This window comes from Pseudomonas sp. FG86 (genome assembly GCF_057808775.1).
Genome location: NZ_JBMDIS010000055.1, coordinates 29051 through 43038, shown reverse-complemented (window position 1 = coordinate 43038; position 13988 = coordinate 29051). Strand labels below are relative to the sequence as shown.

The 13988-nt window shown below is 60.6% G+C and carries 14 protein-coding genes and 1 pseudogene; 7 read left to right on the top strand and 8 right to left on the bottom strand.

Annotation, left to right across the window (positions count from 1 at the left end; translation table 11 throughout):
- Positions 1 to 144: 144 nt before the first annotated feature.
- Entirely contained in the window at positions 145 to 2214 is a 2070-nt protein-coding gene (locus tag ACODSV_RS25965) for an AsmA family protein (RefSeq protein ID WP_150056541.1), read from the bottom strand.
- A gap of 358 nt (positions 2215 to 2572) precedes the next feature.
- Between ACODSV_RS25965 and ACODSV_RS25960 the strand changes: the two genes are divergently transcribed.
- Together ACODSV_RS25960 and ACODSV_RS25955 are read left to right on the top strand one after the other, a co-directional pair.
- Entirely contained in the window at positions 2573 to 3016 is a 444-nt protein-coding gene (locus tag ACODSV_RS25960) for a hypothetical protein (RefSeq protein ID WP_168232248.1), read from the top strand.
- A 162-nt stretch (positions 3017 to 3178) separates the two neighbouring features.
- A complete protein-coding gene (locus ACODSV_RS25955) occupies positions 3179 to 3811 on the top strand; it encodes a TetR family transcriptional regulator (protein ID WP_024073120.1) in 633 nt (210 codons plus the stop codon).
- Positions 3812 to 3816: 5 nt separating this feature from the next.
- Here the strand turns inward: ACODSV_RS25955 and ACODSV_RS25950 are convergent, their stop codons facing one another.
- Positions 3817 to 4338 (bottom strand): C40 family peptidase, encoded by a 522-nt coding sequence (locus ACODSV_RS25950; RefSeq protein ID WP_024073119.1) that lies wholly within the window; start codon positions 4336 to 4338, stop codon positions 3817 to 3819.
- Positions 4339 to 4675: 337 nt separating this feature from the next.
- On the opposite strand from ACODSV_RS25950, the gene ureE reads away from it, so the two are divergent.
- The 5 genes from ureE (at position 4676) to ACODSV_RS25925 (ending at position 8388) form a co-directional block, all read left to right on the top strand.
- On the top strand, positions 4676 to 5176 hold the full coding sequence (gene ureE / locus ACODSV_RS25945; protein ID WP_024073118.1) for an urease accessory protein UreE: 501 nt from the start codon (positions 4676 to 4678) through the stop codon (positions 5174 to 5176).
- Entirely contained in the window at positions 5173 to 5847 is a 675-nt protein-coding gene (locus ACODSV_RS25940; RefSeq protein ID WP_069075156.1) for an urease accessory protein UreF, read from the top strand. Before ureE ends, ACODSV_RS25940 begins: the two co-directional genes overlap by 4 nt.
- Before the next feature lie 39 nt (positions 5848 to 5886).
- On the top strand, positions 5887 to 6501 hold the full coding sequence (gene ureG / locus ACODSV_RS25935; protein ID WP_012721947.1) for an urease accessory protein UreG: 615 nt from the start codon (positions 5887 to 5889) through the stop codon (positions 6499 to 6501).
- 21 nt (positions 6502 to 6522) lie between these two features.
- The gene (locus ACODSV_RS25930) at positions 6523 to 7095 is read left to right on the top strand and encodes a HupE/UreJ family protein (protein ID WP_024073116.1); all 573 of its coding nucleotides are present in this window, start codon (positions 6523 to 6525) and stop codon (positions 7093 to 7095) included.
- Between the two features lie 171 nt (positions 7096 to 7266).
- Positions 7267 to 8388, top strand: coding sequence for an AGE family epimerase/isomerase (locus ACODSV_RS25925; protein ID WP_024073115.1), 1122 nt, complete (start codon positions 7267 to 7269; stop codon positions 8386 to 8388).
- A gap of 58 nt (positions 8389 to 8446) precedes the next feature.
- Here the strand turns inward: ACODSV_RS25925 and ACODSV_RS25920 are convergent, their stop codons facing one another.
- From ACODSV_RS25920 to livM, 6 genes and pseudogenes are all read right to left on the bottom strand, one after another.
- Positions 8447 to 9352: a cation diffusion facilitator family transporter gene (locus ACODSV_RS25920; protein ID WP_150055663.1), complete on the bottom strand. Its 906-nt coding sequence runs from the start codon at positions 9350 to 9352 to the stop codon at positions 8447 to 8449.
- Positions 9353 to 9448: 96 nt separating this feature from the next.
- Positions 9449 to 9538, bottom strand: a pseudogene (locus ACODSV_RS25915) (outer membrane lipoprotein carrier protein LolA); the annotation flags it as partial.
- Positions 9539 to 9569: 31 nt separating this feature from the next.
- Positions 9570 to 10337, bottom strand: coding sequence for an SDR family oxidoreductase (locus ACODSV_RS25910; protein WP_024073113.1), 768 nt, complete (start codon positions 10335 to 10337; stop codon positions 9570 to 9572).
- A 787-nt stretch (positions 10338 to 11124) separates the two neighbouring features.
- On the bottom strand, positions 11125 to 11841 hold the full coding sequence (locus ACODSV_RS25905; RefSeq protein ID WP_024073112.1) for an ABC transporter ATP-binding protein: 717 nt from the start codon (positions 11839 to 11841) through the stop codon (positions 11125 to 11127).
- Complete coding sequence (locus ACODSV_RS25900) at positions 11838 to 12713, bottom strand: ABC transporter ATP-binding protein (RefSeq protein ID WP_024073111.1); 876 nt, start codon at positions 12711 to 12713, stop codon at positions 11838 to 11840. The genes ACODSV_RS25905 and ACODSV_RS25900 overlap by 4 nt, the downstream gene beginning before the upstream one ends.
- The gene (livM, locus tag ACODSV_RS25895; protein WP_024073110.1) at positions 12710 to 13987 is read right to left on the bottom strand and encodes a high-affinity branched-chain amino acid ABC transporter permease LivM; all 1278 of its coding nucleotides are present in this window, start codon (positions 13985 to 13987) and stop codon (positions 12710 to 12712) included. Before livM ends, ACODSV_RS25900 begins: the two co-directional genes overlap by 4 nt.
- Position 13988 lies beyond the last annotated feature (1 nt).

Below are 13988 nucleotides of genomic sequence, written 5' to 3'. Positions count from 1 at the left end.
TCTTCTGGTAGAACCGGGAGACTGGTTTTAGGGCCGCTACGCGCCCCAACGCGGGACAAGCCCGCTCGCCACAGTCTTTAACTGACAGGCATTCGGGCTTGCCACAACAACCCCCTCCCCCATTCTTGTTCCCGGTTTGGTCTGTCAGCCTTTCACCGTCTTTGGTGCCTTGCCTTCCCGCATCTGTTGCAGCAACGGCGCACACTGGTTCGGCGCATCGCCACTCGGCGCCACCAGCGCCAGCAAGCCGGCGGCCGGGCCGGCGATCACGCCCAGTGCGACCATGCCTGCGCCACGCAGGGCCAGGGGGATGGCTTTGACGCCGGCATTCGGCTTGATGAACGGGCCATTGACGTACAGCGGGGAACGCAACGAGAACAGGCGGAACCCTTTGGACTCCGGCGTGATGGTGAGGTCCAACTGCTCGGTGGCCATGTTCGCGGTGCCATCGACGTAGATGATGGCGTTCTCGGTATCGAACACAAACAACCGGGTCGTCGCCAGGCCGGTCTTGATGCCAAAGTCCGCCGCCGCGCAGTTGATCTTGACTTCCTTGTCGCCAAACAGGCGGCCCACCACGTAGTTACCGACGTTGAGCCCGGCGATTTCCATCAGGCCACGGCTGATGGCGCCATCGTTGATCAACATTTTCAGGTCGCCGTTGGAAGTGCCCAACAGCGCCGCCACGGAGTTGCCGCGCCCGGAAATATCCGCATCACCGTTGAGTTCGCCGAAGCTGGTTTTCATCGGTTCGAAAGTCGGGAACAGTTGCTTGAGCTTGAAGTTACGCGCGGTCAGTTTGGCCCGGCCTTCCATGGGCACCGTGCGGCCGTTCAAGCGGATCTGCGCATCCAGCTTGCCACCGGCCACCCCGAAGCGCAGGGGTTCCATGCTCAGCTCGCCGTCGTTGAGGACCAGGTGGGTATAGAGGTCGGTGAACGGCAAGTCGGCGCTGTGCACAATGCGTTTGCCGGTGAATTCGACATCGGCATCCATCACACGCCAGCGCTCGGTGCGGAACTCTTCCACCGGCAGCACTTTGTTCGCCGGTTGCTTGCTCATCCCACCACGGGCCTTTTGCTTGGCGTTGGAGTCGGCGCCGATCAAGGGCGCGAGGTCCGTCATCAGCAGTTGATTGGAGACCAACGTGCCGCTGAGCTTGGGGCGTGGTTGGCTGGCGACATAGGCCAGGTCGCCGTGGATGTCACTGTTGCCGATCTTGCCGTTGAAGTTTTCGTAGCGGAACGACGCGCCATTGGCCTCGTGCAGCTTGGCGATCAGATGTCCGTCTGTGGAGTAGGCCGGTGAATCCGGCAAGGTGACGCCGGTCAATGGGTACAGGTTGCCCAGGCTACTGCCGGCAAGTTTCAGGCGCAGGTCGAGGGCGCCCAGGTTGAGTGGGTCGGTCAGGGTGCCGGCCAGGGCGATGCGGGTGTCGGCGATGTCCACCTGGGCCTGTAACGGGAACGGCTTAGCCGCATCCTGCAAGGCAAGCAGGCCGCCGATCTTGCCGGTGCCGTCGAGTTTCTGGCCGTGGTACTGGCCTTTGACCTTGAGGCCAAACGCGTAGTCCTGGGGGGCCGCGCCTTTTTCCAGGGCCTTCCTGGCATCGGCGTCACCGACGATTTCAGCAAACGGAACGGGTTGGCCCAGCGGGTCGATGATCACATCGAGTTGGGTCTTGAGGGTTTGATCATCCAGGGTCACATGGCCTTTGTCGAAGCCGATGGTGCCGATGTCCACCACCCAGCTGGAAGGTTCGGCGCTGGGGTCCTTGGGGTCGAACGTGAAGGTCCAGTTGGCGCGGCCATCGGCGAGGCGCTGCAACTCGGCGCTCGGCTCAGTGAGGTCGATGCGCGGGATCACCACACGCTGGGCCAGCAAGGCCAGGAGAGAGATACGCAGTTCAACGCGCTTGAGCGTGACCATCTGCGGTTTTTTCGACCAGTCAGGGTTACCCAGGGTCAGGTCTTCGGCAATCACATGGGGCCACGGCACCCAGGCACGCCAGCCGCCTTCGTCTGGCTCACGCTGCCACACCACCGCGAGGTTGCCATTGATGGCGAACGGACGATGCAGCTCTTCGGAGACCTTGGCATTGAGCGGGGGTTTGATGCGATTCCAGTCAAAGAACACCAGGACCAGAGCCACGATGGCAATTAATAGAACGAAGCTGGCGCAGCTCCAAACGACGATTTTACGAGTGCGCGTCATTGCACAGGACTCCTGAATACGACTGGCTGAGCTACCCCTATAGAGCGGCCTATAAAACTACGACTGGTAAACCACGCGGGGGTTTAACCCGATGCACGATTTAACCCGCGGATACCGGCTTTCCTGACCGACCAGGCAAATTTGATCATCAACGGCGCACCATTGTTACCCAGGTTCGTGTCGAAAATACCCACACCGGTGCAAAACCGCGGGCTTGAGAGGCTCGTTCTAGAGCCTCCGCCGAGAACAATCAATTCTGTTGATTATTACCATTGTGTTTATGAACTTTTATATCGACTTATCGAGAGTAGCATTAGCTCCGTACCCACTTTATCGCCCTCCCAAGGAGCAACCCATCATGAAACGCCAAGTCCTTGCTACCGTCCTGATGTCTGTCCTGGCCTCCAGTGCCTTTGCCCTGCCAGCTGCGGAACAGGCCACCCCACAGAATAAAGCCCAAGCCGTTCAATCCAGCCAAACCCTGGCTCGCAGCGGTTCGCAAGAAGATGAAAACCGCGACTACGCCAAAGGCGCCGTTGCTGAGAATGGCCGTAATCGCCTGGAAGAGAAAGGCCTGGTAGAGGGCGGCGCTGAACAAGCCAACGACCGTGCCTACACCCAAGGCGTCGCTGAAAATGGCCGTAATCGCCTGGAAGAGAAAGGCCTGGTTGAAGGCGGCGCTGACCGTCTGCAAGAACGCAACACCATTGCCGAAGGCGGTGCTGACCGTCTGCAAGAACGCAACACCGTTGCCGAAGGCGGTGCTGACCGTCTGCAAGAACTGCATCAAGCACAGAGCTAAGCCTGTGATGGCCCAGAAAAAAGCCCGATCAGCCGATCGGGCTTTTGACTTTATGTAGCCTGCGTCACATCTCCCCCTGCACACCTCGCCGTCAAGTTCGACGTCAACGAAGTTGTTTTGCTAGAGTGCGTCGCTGTACTTGCCGACAAAGCCCGCCCCCACATGCTGCCCCGCGCCGAACAGAAGCAACAGACCCGCCTCGCCTTGATGGACGCAGCCCGCCATCTGATGGAGTGTGGCCGTGGGTTTGGCAGCCTGAGCCTGCGCGAAGTGGCCAAGACGGCCGGAATTGTACCGACCGGGTTCTATCGACATTTTGCCGATATGGATCAGCTGGGCCTGGTGCTGGTCAGCGAAGTCGGCCAGACCTTCCGCGCCACCATTCGCCTGGTGCGCCATAACGAATTCGTGATGGGCGGCATCATCGATGCGTCCGTGCGGATCTTCCTCGATGTGGTCTCGGCCAACCGTTCGCAGTTTTTGTTCCTCGCCCGCGAACAATATGGCGGCTGCCTGGCGGTGCGCCAGGCCATCGGCGCCCTGCGCGAAGACATCACCCGCGACCTCGCGGCGGACCTCACCCACATGCCCAAGCTCCAGCACCTGGATGCCGACGGTTTGCACGTGATGGCCGACCTGATCGTCAAGAGCGTGTTCGCCACCCTGCCCGACATCATCGACCCTCCCGCCCAGGCCCTCCCGGCCCACCTCACGCCCCAGGCGAAAATCACCCAGCAACTGCGCTTTATCTTTATCGGCCTCAAGCATTGGCAGGGCCTGGGCAGCACGGAGTAAGTCCCTCAGCCCGCGGCGTGGAAACGCTTGGCGGTGGTGAAATTACGGTCCCAGTAACGGTTGCTCAGCGAGTCGATACGCACGGTTTTGCCCGCCCGTGGCGAATGGATAAATTTGCCCTCGCCTATGTAGAGGCCGACATGGCTCACCCGCCCGCGCCCGTTACCTTTGAAAAATACCGCGTCGCCAGGCTTCAAGGCGTTGCGCTTGATCGTGGCGGCCTTCGAACCATGCATCGCCGCCGTGGTACGCGGCAGGTGGATATTGGCCTGGGTCTTGAACAGGTACACCAGGAAGCTGCTGCAATCGAAGCCCTGCTCGACTGAATTCCCACCCCATTTATAGGGCGTACCGAGTAACTCATGAGCGCGATCGATCACATCGTCGATGGACGGTTTGCGTGACAGGGCTGGCAGGGCAGTGTCGACCTTGAGAGGGGCGACAGCGCGCTTCTGGATATTGGCCGATGAAGACGTGGTGACCAGGAAAAGGCCGAAAATGAATACACACACAATTGATTTGAACATGGTGGAACCCGTCGTGGATTGAGCACGGCGCAAATCCTAATCAACGATCAGGTAATCCGATGAACTCCTATTCCTGTGAGCACGTAGGGCAAATCCGAAAAAAATTCAGCGATAAAAAAGATGAAAGAGATTTCCTGCAGCCCCCGTCCGCCCCAAGGAGAAGCGCACATATTTGGTGCCATAAACAGGGCGACGCACCAATTTGAAACATTGACGAAGTTTTCTGACGCCCTATTCGGCAGCACTGCCACGCACCTACAGGCAATTCCTACTCCACGGCCTGATTGGCAAGGCCCTTGCTCTAGCTCTTGCATCGCTCATAGCTGGAAGTTTCCTGATGCTGGTGATCCACCGCCGAATCGCCCCGCAGGCCCTCTGGGCCGCTGAATTGCTGCTGAATTTCGAAGCGCGCAGCAAAAGCCGCCTGCGCTGTTTCAGTGCTGACGGCGAAGATGTCGGCCTGTTTCTGGAGCGTGGCCAACCGCCGCTGCACGATGGCGAATTCCTACAAGCCGAAGACGGACGTGTCGTACGCGTCTGCGCGCGTCCTGAACAACTGCTGCATGTCACCTGTAGCAGCGCGTTTGAACTGACCCGTGCCGCCTATCACCTGGGCAATCGCCATGTCGCCCTGCAGGTCGGCGATGGCTGGTTGCGCTTGTTGGACGACTACGTGCTCAAGGCGATGCTCGATCAACTGGGTGCCACCACGCAAACCATCGAAGCGCCCTTCCAGCCGGAACATGGCGCCTATGGCGGCGGCCATCATCATTCGCGCCATGGCGACGAAGATTTCAACTACCCGCCCAAGCTGCACCAGTTCGGCGTACGGTTATGAACCCAGCCTGGGCGCTGTTGCGTCTGGCCAGTCCGCAACTGCCGATTGGCGGCTACAGCTATTCACAGGGGCTGGAAATGGCCGTGGAAAATGGCCGCGTGAGTGATGCCGACAGTGCCCGACGCTGGATCAGCGACCAGTTGCTGCTCAACCTTGCACGCTTCGAAGCCCCGCTGCTGCTTGCCCATTGCCGTGCTGCCGCGGACGAGGATTGGCCGCAGTTGGCGCAGTTGTGCGCAGAACACCGCGCCAGTCGTGAGACGCGCGAGCTGTATCAGGAAAGCCGGCAGATGGGCTACTCCCTGCAACAACTGCTCAACGGCTTGCCCGAGCTCGACGCTGACGCTCGCGAAGTGCTCGATCAACACACCGAACCCCACCTGGCCCTCGGTTGGGCCCTGGCCGCCCGCGCCTGGCGCATCAGCCCCGACGATGCCCTGGCTGCCTGGCTGTGGAGCTGGCTGGAAAACCAATTGGCGGTGTTGATGAAAACCCTGCCCCTCGGCCAGCAAGCCGCCCAGCGCCTGACCAGCGAACTGCTGCCGCTGCTGCAACAGGCCCAACAGGACGCCGGTCGCATCGACCCCAACCATTTTGGCAGTGCCGCCTTCGGCCTGTCCTTGGCATGCATGGCCCATGAGCGCCAGTACAGCCGCCTGTTCCGTTCATAGGTCCTTTTACGTCGGAGGCCTTTTATTTTGGAGAAGCACATGAACACACAACCTCTGCGCGTCGGCATCGGCGGTCCGGTGGGCTCCGGCAAGACCGCCCTGACCCTGGCCCTGTGCCTGGCGCTGCGTGATCGCTACAACCTGGCGGTGGTCACCAATGACATCTATACCCGCGAAGACGCCGACTTCCTGGTGCGCAACCAGGCCCTGGCGCCCGAGCGCATCATCGGCGTGGAAACCGGTGGCTGCCCGCACACGGCGATCCGCGAAGACGCCTCGATCAACCTGGAAGCGGTGGACCAGCTCAACCGCCGCTTCCCTGGCCTGGACCTGATCCTGGTGGAGTCCGGCGGCGACAACCTGTCGGCCACCTTCAGCCCGGAGCTGTCGGACCTGACCATCTACGTGATCGATGTGTCGGCCGGCGACAAGCTGCCCCGCAAGGGTGGGCCCGGTATTTGCAAATCCGACCTGCTGGTGATCAACAAGATCGACCTGGCACCGCTGGTCGGCGCCTCGCTGGAACTGATGAACAGCGACACCCAGCGCATGCGCAACGGCAAACCCTTCGTGTTCAGCAATCAGAAAACTGGTGTCGGCCTGGAAGAAATCGTCGCCTTTATCGAACGCCAAGGTCTGTTGACCGCGGCCTGATCAACCCTAAGGAACCTGTCCATGAGCCTGAAAAAACTCTTCGGCGCCGCCGCCCTGCTGCTCACCCCTGCCCTGGCCTTCGCTCACCCGGGCCATGGCGACAATGGCCTGGTGGCCGGTATCAGCCATCCATTGGGCGGTATCGACCACCTGCTGGCCATGGTGGCGGTAGGCCTGTGGGCCGCGCAGCAAAAAGGCGCGGCGCGTTGGGCCCTGCCCTGCACGTTTGTGGGCACCATGCTGATAGGCGGCGTGCTGGGTTTTGAGGGCCTGGGGTTGCCGGCACTGGAAAGCGGGATTGCCGCGTCGGTGCTGGCACTGGGCCTGGCGGTGGCGCTGGCAGTGCGTCCGCCGTTGTTCGTGGCGGTGGCGGCGACGGCGGTGTTTGCCTTGTTCCACGGGGTTGCCCATGGCCTTGAGCTGCCAGACATGTCGAGCCCTTGGGCGTATGCCGCAGGGTTTGTCGGCGCGACCGCTGCACTGCACGCCGCCGGGTATGCGCTGGTGCGCTGGCTGCCGGCTGCGGCGGCGCCGTTGGTGCGGGTTGCCGGGGCGGCTTCGGCGGCGACCGGGGTGTGGTTGCTGGCGGGCTGATTTGCGCCGTTTGTAAGGGCCTCATCGGGGGCAAGCCCCCTCCCACATTTGACTGTGTTCACAAATCCAAATGTGGGAGGGAGCTTGCTCCCGATAGCGGTGGCGCAGACACCACTGATCCCAAGCCTGCTACCATGCGCGCCTACACCCCTGCCGTGACGACGCCAGCCGATGCCCACCGTTCCAAGCTCCACCCCCCAGTCTTCCTTGAATGCCGTGCTCTCGCACTTCCATGACGTGATCGTGCCGCTCTGGCAGGGCCCGGGCTGGAATGCCGAGCTGACGTTACCCTATGAGGCGCTGGACGCCGATCACCGGCCCTTGCCCCCGCAACGCTACCGCGCCATGGCTTGCGCACGGCAGTTGTATCTGTTCGCCAGCCTGATCGGCGTACCCGGTGCCGCCTTTGCCGAAGAACGCGCAGCGGCGCTGTTCCGCTCCCTGCAACGGCATTTCCACGATGCCGAACATGGCGGCTGGTTCTACAGCATCGACCCTGCCGGCCAGCCACTGGACAAACGCAAGGACCTCTACACCCACGCCTTCATCATCTTTGCCTGCGCCCATTACTGGGCCAAGGTGCGTGAGCCGCTGGTGGAGTCGGTATTGAATGCCGCCCTGGAAGTGGTGGCCGAGCGCTTCGCCAACGGCGATGGCCTGTACGAGGCGGTGCTGGAGCGCAACTGGTCATCACTCAAGTCCGGCCCGCTGCAAAACCCGCTGATGCACCTGGCCGAAGGCTTCCTCGCCACCCTGGCGGTGCGTGAGGATACCGGCGTGCAAGCGGCCCTGCTGAGCCTGGCGACGGCCATGCAGCAGCGCTTTATCGAACGCCAGCATGGCGTGATGATGGAAAAACCGCTGGGCGCTGTGGATAACTGGTTTGAGCCGGGGCACCAGTTCGAGTGGTTCTTTTTGCTGGAATCGTCGCCCGTGCTGCGCGGCACTCCACTGCATGGGTCACTGACGCGGGCGTTTGCCTACGCAGAGCACAAGGGTGTGGATAGCGCGACCGGGGCGGTCAGCGGCATGCTGGCACTCGACGGTACGGTGCGCGACGGCACCCAGCGTATCTGGGCCCAGGCGGAATACCTGCGGGCACTGACCTTGCGGCCTGGCAGTGAGGCCGTGCTGCAGCGCCAATTGCTCGCGCTGCAACAGCATTTCCTGCATGAAAAAGGCTGGCATGAATGCCTGGATGCCAAAGGCGACGTGAGCCGGCGGGATATGCCGTCGACCACGCCTTATCATTTGGCAACCTGTTATCAGGGTTTGATCCAGCATCTCGGGTGACCTTCAGGGCCTCATCGGGGGCAAGCCCCCGATGCAGACGACTCGGTCTAACTGACCATCAAGCAATCCACTTGCGATCCCCGGTAAAGCTGATCGTCAACCAGCGCGCCGCATCCGGTGTGCCCAGCCCTGTGGATATCTCTTCGCGCAGCCCGTCGAGGGTCGCGACGCTATCCACCGGGTAGTCCGCCGGCAACACCACATGAATCTCGATAAACCGCGCCCGTCCGTGCTTTTGCACGTAGGACACGTAGTCTTCGAAACCATGCCTGGCCTGGGCGGCGTCCATCACTTCACGCACCTTGTCGTCCAAGTGGTCCGGGGCAATCCCCAACACCTCGCGCAAGGCCGGGCGCAGGATCTTGAAGGCCGGCGCCAGCATGCTCAGGGCCAGCAGGATCAGGATCAACGGGTCGACATACACCGCCCACTCGTCATAGCCCTGGGATTTAAGCAACAGCGCGGCGAGAAAGCTGACCAGCAAGCCCATCGAAAGCATCGCGTCCACCAGCCAACTGATGTTGTCGAACTGGATCAGCGATGACTTGAGCCTGCGGTTGCGGTAGCGCACATAGAAGAAATAGGCGAACTCGACCACGGTAAATACCGCGGCATAGATAATCACCAGGCCCAACTCGATCTCGCGCCCGCCATTGATAATGCCGAACACACCGTTAAGGAACGCATAGATGGCGATCAGCAGCAGGAAGCTGCCTTCGATCAGCAATACCATCGGCTCCAAGTGCCAGTAGCCGAACTGGAAACGCTCATTGCTTTTCTTGGCGATCAGCTTGGCCGTGATCAGCATCAACACCTTGATGGCGGTGGCGATCAGCGAGAAAAAGCCGTCGAATAAAATGGATTGGGCGCCAGAAACCACACCCGTGACAATCCCGGCGATCGCGACAGCGAACATCAGGATCGTCGATTGTTTGAGCAGCGACTGCTCACCTCGGTTACTCACAATTCCTCCCGTCAAAACCTTTGAACCGCTGGATGCGGTGGGGTTTTCAGGAGTGGAGTGTACCTTATGGCCTGTTTTGACCGATTTGCCGCCATTTATTGTAGGAGCGAGCTTGCTCGCGAAAAACCCGAGGGCGCCACGTGCAGTCAGAATGCACGCGTCATCGTTGACGTTTTTCGCGAGCAAGCTCGCTCCTACAGTGTATGGCGTAAGCGGCTTAGGCCTTAGCCCCACGCTCAATCGCAAACCCAGCCCAGGTCTGGCTCACCGGCATCAGCTCCAACCGGTTGATGTTGACGTGCGCAGGGGTGTTCAGCACCCAGAAGATGGTGTCGGCAATGTCCTGCGGCTGGATGGGCTCGGCGCCGGCGTAGGTGGCGTCGTAGCGCGCCTGGTCACCACCGAAGCGCACCAGGGAGAACTCACTCTCGCACAAGCCCGGCTCGATATTGGTCACGCGCACGCCTGTGCCTTGCAGGTCGCAACGCAGGTTCAGCGAGAACTGCTTCACGAACGCCTTGGAGCCGCCATACACGTGGCTGCCTGGATACGGGTAGCTGCCGGCAATGGAGCCCAGGTTGATGATCCCGGCACCACGACCATGGGCGATCAGGCGCGGCAGCAGCAGGCTGGTGGTGGTCAGCAGGCCCTTGATATTGGTGTCGACCATGGTTTCCCAGTCGTCGAGGTTGCACTTGGGTGCAGGGTCAGTGCCCACGGCCAGCCCGGCGTTGTTGATCAAGCCGCGCAGCGTGGCGAACGATGGTGGCAGGTTGGCGATGGCATCCTCCATGCCCTTGCGGTCACGGACGTCCACCACTAGGCCATGCACTTCGGTCTGCTTGGAAAGCTCTTCGACCAACGCGTTCAAACGCTCGGCACGACGACCGGTGAGCACCAGTTTCCAGCCGGCTTCGGCAAACCGACGGGCGCAGGCTTCGCCGAAACCTGAGGTGGCGCCAGTAATAAACAGCGTGTTGGACATGGTGTTCTCCTTGCGGGCATCGGGGAAAAAAATCAGCCAGCAGAATGCCTTTACGCCGCGGTTGCGGCAACCGCTATGCACATCACCTCACTCACGCCTGGTCATTTTTTAACCACAACGAGCAAAGCCTTATGAACCGTGGCTTGCAGCCATATGCACGCAGGTTATCCACAGCTGCGCCCACAGTCTTTGGGGGCAAGTGCAAAACGCTTCAGGCCGCTGTGTACAAGGCTTTCAGGCGATTTTAGAAAGTTTTTTGCTTGACCTGAGCGCAGGCGTATGTAGACCCATAGGCAGCGGGGAAAATCGAACGATGGCTCCAGGCCAGTCATTCCGGCCTCTGCGGCAGTCTTTCCAGAGTTTAATCACAGACTTATCCACAGGCTGGCGGGACATATTTCAGTCATATACCTGTGTCTTTAAACAGGTTGACAAACCCCTCGATCGGCCGCGAAAAAGCCACTGATCAAAAAACAACCACACAGCTGGAAGCCACGGTTTTAAAGGCGTTCAGCCAGCTACTCCCACGTTACCCACAGCCGGTTCCACAGTGGATGGGGACAAGTCAAAACTGTGACAAAACAGGGATTTGCGGCGGCTATATGTCGCGCTTTGGAGGGAGGCTGGATTTGTTTTCCACAATTTGGGATCGCCCTTGTGGGCACCATAAAACCAAATGTGGGAGGAGGCTTGCCCCGATAGCGGTGGGTCAGTATCAGATGTGCCGGCTGATACACCGCCATCGGGGGCTGCCCCCTCCCACAGGGGGACTGCATTGTTATTTGGATCAGTGGCCGCCGAGGTAGGCGTTGCGCACTTCCTCATTCACCAGCAGCTCCTTGCCGGTGCCTGTGAGGCGAATCTCGCCGTTCACCATCACGTACGCCCGGTCCGACAAACGCAGTGCATGGTTGGCGTTCTGCTCCACCAGGAAGATGGTCATCCCGGTGGAGGCCAGTTCGCGCAGGGTGGAAAAGATCTGCTTCACCACAATCGGCGCCAGGCCCAGGCTCGGTTCATCCAGCAACAGCAACTTGGGACGGCTCATCAGCGCGCGGGCAATGGCGAGCATTTGCTGCTCGCCACCGGACATGGTCATGGCCCTCTGGTTACGCCGCTCCTTGAGCCGCGGGAACAGCTCGAACATGCGCTGCATATCTTCCTGGGCGAACTTGTCACCGATAGGGATGGTGCCCATCAGCAGGTTTTCCTCGACGGTCATGTCGGGGAACACCCGCCGCCCTTCCGGCGACTGCGCAATGCCGTTGGAGGCGATGTAGTGGGACGACTTGTGGGTAATGTCGACACCGTTATAGAGAATCTGCCCCGACTCCGCCCGTGGCTGGCCGAAGATCGACATCAGCAGCGTGGATTTACCCGCGCCATTGGAGCCGATCAGGCTGACGGTCTCGCCTTCGTTGATGTGCAGCGAGACTTTCTTCAGGGCCTGGATCGGGCCGTAGAACACATCCAGGTCCTTCATTTCGAGGATAGGCGCACTCATACCAGCTCCTCTTCGTCAGCACCCAGGTAGGCGGCAATCACTTTCGGGTCGTTGCGGATCGCTTCCGGCCCACCTTCGGCGATCACGTTGCCGTGGTCGAGCACCACGATGTGGTCGGAAATACTCATCACCATGCCCATGTCGTGTTCGATCAGCACCACCGTGAGGTCGTGTTCGTCGCGCAGCAGGCGAATCATCGCGCTGAGGGCTTCGGTTTCCTGGGGGTTGAGGCCCGCCGCGGGCTCGTCGAGGCAGATGATCTGCGGTCGCGTGCACATGGCGCGGGCGATTTCCAGACGGCGTTGCTGGCCATAGGAAAGTTCGCCGGCGAGGCGGTTGGCGCAGTCCACCAGGTCGACTACTTCGAGCCAGTAGAACGCGTGGTCGAGTGCATCGCTTTCGGCCTTGCGGTAGCCCTTCGTGTTGAGGATGCCCGCCAGCATGTTGCGGTTGACCCACATGTGCTGGGCCACCAGCAGGTTTTCCAGCACCGACATTTCCTTGAACAGGCGGATGTTCTGGAACGTGCGGGCCAGGCCGGCACGGTTGACCAGGTGAGTACCGCCGAACATCTTGTAGAACACCCGGCTGAAGAAGCTTTTCGGCGAGACGAAGTCGACGGCCTTGAAGCGCTCGCCGAGCAACTGGATCACGTTGGTCTGCTTGCCGCGTACGTTGAGCTCGATCTTGCCACCGCTGGCTTTGTAGAAGCCGGTGAGGCAGTTGAACACGGTGGTCTTGCCCGCGCCGTTGGGGCCGATCAGGGCGAAGATCGAGTTGCGTTCGACCTTGAGGCTCACATCGCTCAAGGCCTTGATGCCACCGAAGTGCATCATCAGGTGTTCCACGCTGAGGACGATTTCCTTGCTCATGGCGCCACTCCTTTACGTGGGGTCACGCCGGTACGGCTGATGCGGATCAGCCCACGCGGTCGCCAGATCATCATCACCACCATCAACACGCCAAACAGCAGCACGCGGTATTCGGAGAAGCTGCGCAGCAGTTCCGGGGCGACGGTCAATACAAATGCCGCAATCACCACGCCAACCGTCGAGCCCATGCCGCCCAGTACGACGATGGCCAGGATCAGCGCCGACTCGAAGAAGGTGAACGACGACGGGTTGACGAAGCCCTGGTAGCTGGCAAAGAACACCCCGGCCAGGCCGGCAGTGGAAGCGCCAATGGTGAACGCCGAGAGCTTGACCAATACATGGTTCAGGCCCATGGAACGGCAGGCGATCTCATCTTCGCGCAAGGCCTCCCAGGCACGGCCTACAGGCATGCGGGTCAGGCGGTGCTTGATGTACAGCACAGCCAGCACCACCAGGAACAGCACGATGTAGATGAACATGAACTTGATGTTGGGGTTGTAATCGATGCCGAAGAACTCATGGAACGGAATCCCGCCATCCTTCGCCTTGCGCCCGAACTCCAGGCCGAGGAAGGTTGGCGAAGGCACCGGCATACCGTTCGGGCCGCCGGTAAATGACAGCCAGTTGTTCAGCACCAACCGAATGATTTCACCAAAGCCCAGGGTCACGATGGCCAGGTAGTCACCGTGCATTCGCAACACCGGGAATCCGAGTATGCACCCCGCCAGCGCCGCACAGATGGCTGCCAGGGGCAGCACCGTCCAGAAGCCCAGGCCGAGGTACTGGTAGCCCAGCGCCAGGCCGTAGGCACCGATGGCGTAGAACGCCACGTAACCCAGGTCGAGCAAGCCGGCCAGGCCGACCACGATGTTCAGGCCCAGGCCCAGCAACACGTAGATCAACCCGAGGATCACCACGGTCAGCAGGTATTTGTTGGCGAAGATCGGGAACACGATGGCGATCACGATCAACACCGGGATGATCCAGCGCAGCCGCGACTTGTAGTCCGGTGGCAGTACGTGCACGCCGGAGCCACTGCTTTCGAAGCCTTGCAGAATCTTCAGGCCCTTGGGGGTTTGCAGGAACAGGCTGAGGGCAAAGCGGCCGGCCATCACGATGGCGACCAAGGTGGCCACGCGCGCAGGTTCCAGGTTGAAGCTGTAGCCGTCGAGGACCACGCCGACGATCGGACCGAATACGATCAGCGAAATAAGCCCGGCAAGGATCGTATCGACCACACTTTTCTTGATATCGATAGGTTTGGCAGCAGACATG